Below are 6975 nucleotides of genomic sequence, written 5' to 3' on the forward strand. Positions count from 1 at the left end.
AGTGCGATTAGCCGTTATCCCATAATCGCCTTGGTTGATGAAATTGTGAAAATAAATAACCGTTCCATCATTGGTTACATCGCCCTTTTCTTGATTCTCAAAATCACCTTCAAAGGAGACTAAATCTCCAGAAGAGATAGACAGCTCCCCTTCGTTGACAATCAACGAAGGTTCTTGCCCATAAATCAAACTAGCACTAAAAACTAGTAATCCTATGCTATATATCTTTTTCATTGTTCTGTTTTTCAAAGTGAAAGAAAAATCTAAATTCAGTTAATCTATCTAGATTCCTCGTTTAAATTAGTTACTATTTCACTACATTCTCTTGATGTTCTTGGGCATAATCAATAGCCCAATGCACAAGATTTAACAAAAACCATGCATTATAAGTATTATCTCCTACCAAAGGAGCTCCATTTGCAGTGGAATTCATTGGATAACTAGAATGCGTTGTACTGATATTTGCAGTAGTTATATATCCTCCCATAAATACGGAATTATTTACTCCAACAAATCCTAATGTTTTATGTACATAAGCAAAACTTTGATTATTACTACCGTTATATGCCACAGATTCAAAATCAACTGGTAAATTCGTTATACTAAACGACGATGCCGATCCTCCTCCTCTAATTTGGCGATTTACAAGGGAAATATTTTGATATGCACTTCCAAAATGAGAAGTGCTATTTCCCATAATCAATTCAGTAGCTGCATTTGTAGAGGATACTACATTACTAACTCCTGTATAGGGTTGAGTAGAAATAGTATAACCGATTTTCTGGAAGAAACTCTGCATTTGATTCGCATTTCCTTCCCCATACATGAGCACCCCTTTTTCATTTTTAACATAATCCGATAAATAGGTCAACTGCGTATTTTGTTTGGTGAAATTTAAGGAATTATACCCTCCGATAAATACCATGTCTGCACGATTCAAATTAGATCTAAAAGTTGTCGCGCTAGCAGCATTCGACATATCTGTAGAAGAATCTACATAACTAGCTGATTGAGGATTACTTATTCCTAGGATATCTAATTTATCAATTCGAACAATTCCATTCCACGAGAAGTTTGCTAAACTTCGAACAAGTCTTGTTCCTCCTGAAAAGGCCCATCCATTATTTCCTCCTGGATGCCAAGATTCAGAACTTCCACCGATCGAATACATTTTCATTGCACGATATACGTAATCAACCTGAATACTAGCAGCTACACTTTGAGCCACCTCGCTATTACCCGTTAAAGTATATAATGCTTGGTTTTTAGGTAAATCTCTTTGTGACATACCAAATGCTTTTAAAGAAATATCCTTTCTTCTATTGGTTACATCACTTTCTTCAATAATTCCTTTACCATAAAAATAAACCCCATTCAATGTATTTGTTCGAATCTCATATTCACCTGCTGTTTGAGGAACTAACGTAAGTAAAAGTTTAAATTCGTCACTTCCCTCATCTGGCATTTTTGTCTTTGGTGTTATAAAATAAGGATTACCCGTTTGAGTAATGGATCTGAATTTGCTGAACAGTTTAACATCTTTCATTTCATAAATAACAGGTGCACCGTGAACCGGAATATTATAATTACATCCCACTACACTATATTCTTCAATAGGATAAGAAGGGTCGTAATCATAGGCTCCTTTAGACGTTAATTTCAATTTGACCGTAATATTTTTGTTCCCTACTGTTGGTTTACCCGTACCTACTTTAGGTGTCAATACGACATTTTGAACATCATCGTTTAAATTATTAAAAGCTAAATCAATCAAACCTGAAGTAAATTCAATTTTCTCTGTCTGATAGCCATAGCCTGAACCATTAATCTCAACAGTTCCCTTTAATTCTCCACGACCTGTTGCCAGTACTTTTAAAGGAACATGAATTTTATTGCTAGCAGTTAAACTAGTATTGTATTCAAAAACTCCTTCATGACTTATAGGATAGGTTGCATTTTCACAATAAAAATTAATATCCAAAAATTCAATAGAAACAATATAAGGGAAGAATTCCGCTACTTCTCCTTCTTCAACCTTAACATGGGAGTTGGTTATAAAATCTAAAGGTGTATTTCTTGGAACATTAGGAGCTCCCGAACCATTTAAAACTATTTTTGCCGTTCTTGCAGCAATTTCTGCATTGGTCAATCGATGCCTACCTGTAAAGCGAATGCCATTATTATCCAACGTATGGATCTCAACAATTCCACCCATTGTAATATTTGTAATCGTTGCTTCTAAGTTTCCACTTTTTGCATTTGTTAATGCTACTCCTGTAAAAAACTTCCCGATTGAATCGATTCGTTCTACTGTATATTTCAGCGATTCTTTTTCAACAAAATTATAAGTAATACAAGTTACTTCTTTGTTATTCAATGAAAAGCGAATACTATCTCCTTGACTCATTGGCACACCATTGCTGTCTCTTTCATATCCCTTTTGAGGAGTACCCGAACCTTTTAAGGCAATGTGATAATTTCCAGCTTCTGGAAAAACACCCGATGCTTGAAAAGCATATCCATTTTTATCATTGCCATGATAGGCAGTTGCCTCAACACTATAAACTCCAGGTGTGGAAACACTTACTTCTATAAAAATAACATTGGCTCTCTCTTTTAGAAAAACCCCTTCAGCATAATTCCCTTCCACTTGAATAGAAGCACATTTGCTATCTTGAATAACAAAAATTGCCGGTTCAATTTCCCCACAAAGATTTAACCAACGATCACGTCCTTCATTATAGAATTCGATACAATCTATGGTCGTATTATATATAAGAAGCCCTTGTTGTAAATCCGCTTTTGGAATATTTCTTCTTTCTTCTGTAGTTAATCTCGGTAATAAAAACCCTTTTTCTACAGAACTTAAATCTAATAAACTAAAAGGAAGTATTTCATTCGTAGATGTACTGACCGAATTATCTATCAATTTCATTCCACTACTATTTATTGGATTTTGGCCATTAACTGCAGTTAAACTAAAAAAGATCGCCAGTACTATATAATACACTATTTTATATTTTTTTATTTCAAAATTCATATGCATTATTTTTGATTGAAAAAACTAAAACTTCTAAAGAAGTTTTAGTTTTTATTTAATTAATTAGAAGATCTATTTTCTTTTACATATTCAATAGCCCAAGCCATTACGTTGGCATATAAAACACTATTATAAACAAGCGTTCCTTGGTAATACGGTTTTGCTATAGGAGTACCATCTGCCAAATATCTTGATGGCCAAATACTGGTACTGGTATTCGTAGCTGTTCCAACAATCCATCCTCCATCGCCAAAAAAGGCAAATCCAAGCTCTTTATGTTTTAGTCCCCAAGTCCATGATGCATCTTCATTTTTACTAATTAAAGGCACAATACTGCTTGGCAAATTGTTATAATACCAACCATTTGTAGCATCATTTCCTAAATATTTCCCACTTAGGTTTCCAAATGGACCATTGATAATAGGGTCATTATTAGCACTGCTCAATACTGGGTTATTCATTGTATAGTTTGCTGAATAACCGATTCCACTACTTGAAGAAAGTGATTCAATAAAACTCTTTGTTGTGGTATGAGCGGTATTTTCATCCCCAATAATTAATACTCCTTTTTTATTTTTAACGAAGTCTAGCAATACTACATTTGTAGCTGCAGTTGAATTATATCCAATCACATTCACAATAATATCTACCTTGTTATTCGTTAGATACGTACGCAAAGCTTCTCCTTGGAGGCCTGTATTTAAAATGCTAATATTATTTACTTTTACTTTTCCTGTTGGTCCAAAATTGACTTTACTATTTAATATAGCACCTCCTGCATAAGCATTTGATGTTGAAGGCCCATAGTTAGCTGCCCCTAAACACAGTACAACAATATCTCTAAAACGCACTATAACAGTAGCTGAACAAGTAGTTGTACCAGCCTGACTATTTGTTGTGATTGTATAGTTTAGATTACCTCCAACTGCATATTTTCCACTTGGAACTAATCGGATGGTCTGTTGTCCTTGACCTGTAAAAGTACCCGAGGCACTAAAGCTAACGCCATTAAGTTCGTTTGTATTAATTGAATATGCCCCTGGGTAATCAACATTAACCGTAATATCGATATAATGACTCGTTCCTAAAGTTGCATCAACCGTATAGGATCCATTTACTTTTACTGTATTACATAAAACGCTAAAACGGATTGGTTGAACCTCTACTGTAATTTCAGGAAAAGTTGTACAAATAGCTGCACTTCCAGGTATCAAATTAGTAAACTTAATCCCTGTAGTTCCTTTAGGAATCCTTATTTCATCTGGGTAAAGGGTTACAAACTGAATGTTATTTCTATTCGCATTAAATGATAAATTAACATTGTTGGCTTTAAAACTAACCGGAGTAGTTGTAGCTCCCGTAACAAAATATCCTTTTAATTCAAGGGATGTTAATCCAGGTGCAAGAACTTTTACTGGAATTAATATAGCATTTGCTTGTGATAGCTTAGTATCTTCTTGATAATTCCCTCTAATTTCAATCTTATTATTTGCATCATCACAAATTAATTCAAAAGCAACTGGTTTTACATGTACCATTACTTTTGCATTTGTAGGATTTGTATTTGAGATAGAATTCGTTGTAAAGGTGAAAACATTTGGCGTTCCCACAGCAGTAGAAGCTACTGGAGTTCCTTGTCCAACTACTTCAATCTCTTGGAGTCCTTCTGTTGTAAATTCTCCTGATCCACTAAAAGAAATACCATTTACTGCATTACTTTGAACTCTCCAAAAACCAGTAGAGGTTACATTGACATTTAATTTTACTTTATTATCATTCGCATTTAATGGTACACCAATATAAGCATCCCAAGTAGCTGTAACATTCTGTGGTTCAATAAGGGTGTAATTAAGATCGGATGGTTTTACAATAAGGCGGAAATTACTACAGGTTGAATTTTCTTTTCCATTAATTGAAAACGTTACTAAATCTCCAGGCGTTTCATTTCCCAACAAAGGAGTACCTAATCCTTCTAATGCGATTGTATAAACACCAGCGGTATTAAATGTTCCGCTTTTACTAAAAGAGTAACCATTGTCAGTAGTGGCGGTAATATTATAGGCTCCAAATTCACGTACATTTAACTGAAGGTATAAAATGTCTGTTTCCTTTAAAAACTTCCCTTGTTCTAAATAGGTATTACCCGAAGCATTTAGAACAATTTTACTACAATCTGTTAACTCAATAATTGCGGGAGGTAAACTTCCACATAAACTCAACCAACGATTTCCCTCTTTACTCCAGTAGTTAATACAGTCGGTATCTTTATTATAGATTACTAAACCATTCCCACGTTCTTGATCACTAATCGTTATGGCATCTCTTTCTACCGTTGACATACGAGGTAATAAAAAACCTTTGGTAGAACTTTCTAGTTCCAATAGTGTCGCAGGTGCTGCTGTTACTGCACTATTAGCTATCGATCCATCTTTAATCTTTGTTGTATAAAGATTATTTTGTCCGAAAACGGTAGCTATATTTAAAAATACAGCCACCATTATCACTATTATATATTGAATAGATTTCAAATTTAATTTTTTCATCAATAAACCTTTTTGACTTATACAATTCATTATTTTAAAAGTTCTTCAATTACTTTTAAACGCTCGGTTAAATCTTTAACTTCCATTTTAAGCTCTTGAATTTCATCGGCTTTTTGATCTAACTCTTTCTTCTGTTCAATTACGTGCAAGAAAAGCTCTTCCGTTTTTTCCAATAACTGAATTGACAATTCAGATACATTAAATGAATAACCTGTCGATGTTTTTTCTAATTCACTAATTGGCGTAATTCCAGGTAGGTGTCTATTTATTTTAATATAGCTATCTACTGTATTCAAATCATTAAAGGCATAATCATACTTTAAAGAGGAATACCCATCAAAATACTTTTCAAATACATAATCTGCATAATAACTATTAGTTGCAGTAATACTACCATTTACACGTAATCGCTCATTTGGTGCATTCGATTTAGTTTTGTATCCAATTCCTACCCAGCCCATGGTATAAATATCCTGATCATTTTTAGTTGCCTGAACATCACTTCCTGTATACCAAGGTTCTTGTACAACATCATTAAAAGAAATGATTGTTGGGCTTTTATTCTCATCGGTATAAATCAGTTCACGTGTATCTAGCTTCGCTTCTAATTGTGTTAAGGTCTCTGCATTTTCAAAAATGTCCTTAATATAAATTGGACTTTTTGCCTTTTCTTCATTTTCATAAATCAATGCTTTTCCTAAGCCAGCATAATTTTCTTCTAACGATAACGAAGTAACTGTTTCTAAACTACCACTGCCCGTTGCTCCAAATAGTTCTGACCCCTTTATTTCTACATTTTCATCTAATTCATTTGTATACACATATTTTGTTGCCACATAGGTTCTCAAATACGTTTCGCCTAAACGCTCAACTTCTACATGTACTTCCAATAACTCTCCATCTACTTCATCCAAATACACATACATGGTATATTTTTCAGGCGTTAATGTTGTTTTAGTTTCCTTGCTCTTAATTTCATTCGTCAGATTAAACTCATCCGTTGACGTTTTAATAATAAGATTGCCATTTACATCTCTACTTACAGAAACGTCGCCTGTTGCAGTTGAAATAAAATTCTTTAATAAATTAATAACTGTTGTATCTTGAATAATTTTATCAAAATCAGTGATGATATCTTGTGTTATTTCAAGTACAACATCATCTCTTTCTCCTGTTTCATCAATGAAATAGTACTCAATCATATTAGTTATTTGATTGGTTCCTTTTTCCATTGCTGTTAAAGTTTCAGCAAATTTGATGTCAATTGCATCTTTTCCATTATTGAATGTAAACCCAGCTTTTACCTCTTCCTCATTAAGATTAGCATCCGTTATCTTTAAACTTGCCTGTGCTGAATTATTTTTAATAATTGTTTTAAACTCTTCCTGATCC

3 protein-coding genes and 1 pseudogene are annotated in these 6975 nt (G+C 33.6%); all 4 read right to left on the reverse strand.

The features are described 5' to 3' along the window. Window positions 1-234 (reverse strand): annotated as a pseudogene (locus ACMHJ2_RS17555) (gliding motility-associated C-terminal domain-containing protein); the annotation flags it as partial. Window positions 235-307: 73 nt separating this feature from the next. Next, on the reverse strand, window positions 308-3040 hold the full coding sequence (locus ACMHJ2_RS17560) for a hypothetical protein (RefSeq protein ID WP_413514156.1): 2733 nt from the start codon (window positions 3038-3040) through the stop codon (window positions 308-310). A 59-nt stretch (window positions 3041-3099) separates the two neighbouring features. Continuing rightward, entirely contained in the window at window positions 3100-5583 is a 2484-nt protein-coding gene (locus ACMHJ2_RS17565) for a hypothetical protein (RefSeq protein WP_413514157.1), read from the reverse strand. A gap of 29 nt (window positions 5584-5612) precedes the next feature. Continuing rightward, window positions 5613-6975 (reverse strand): hypothetical protein (locus tag ACMHJ2_RS17570; RefSeq protein WP_413514158.1); only part of this gene is annotated, 1363 nt, incomplete at its 5' end.

This window comes from Myroides odoratus (assembly GCF_965118575.1).
In the GTDB taxonomy this organism is placed as follows: domain Bacteria; phylum Bacteroidota; class Bacteroidia; order Flavobacteriales; family Flavobacteriaceae; genus Flavobacterium; species Flavobacterium odoratum_B.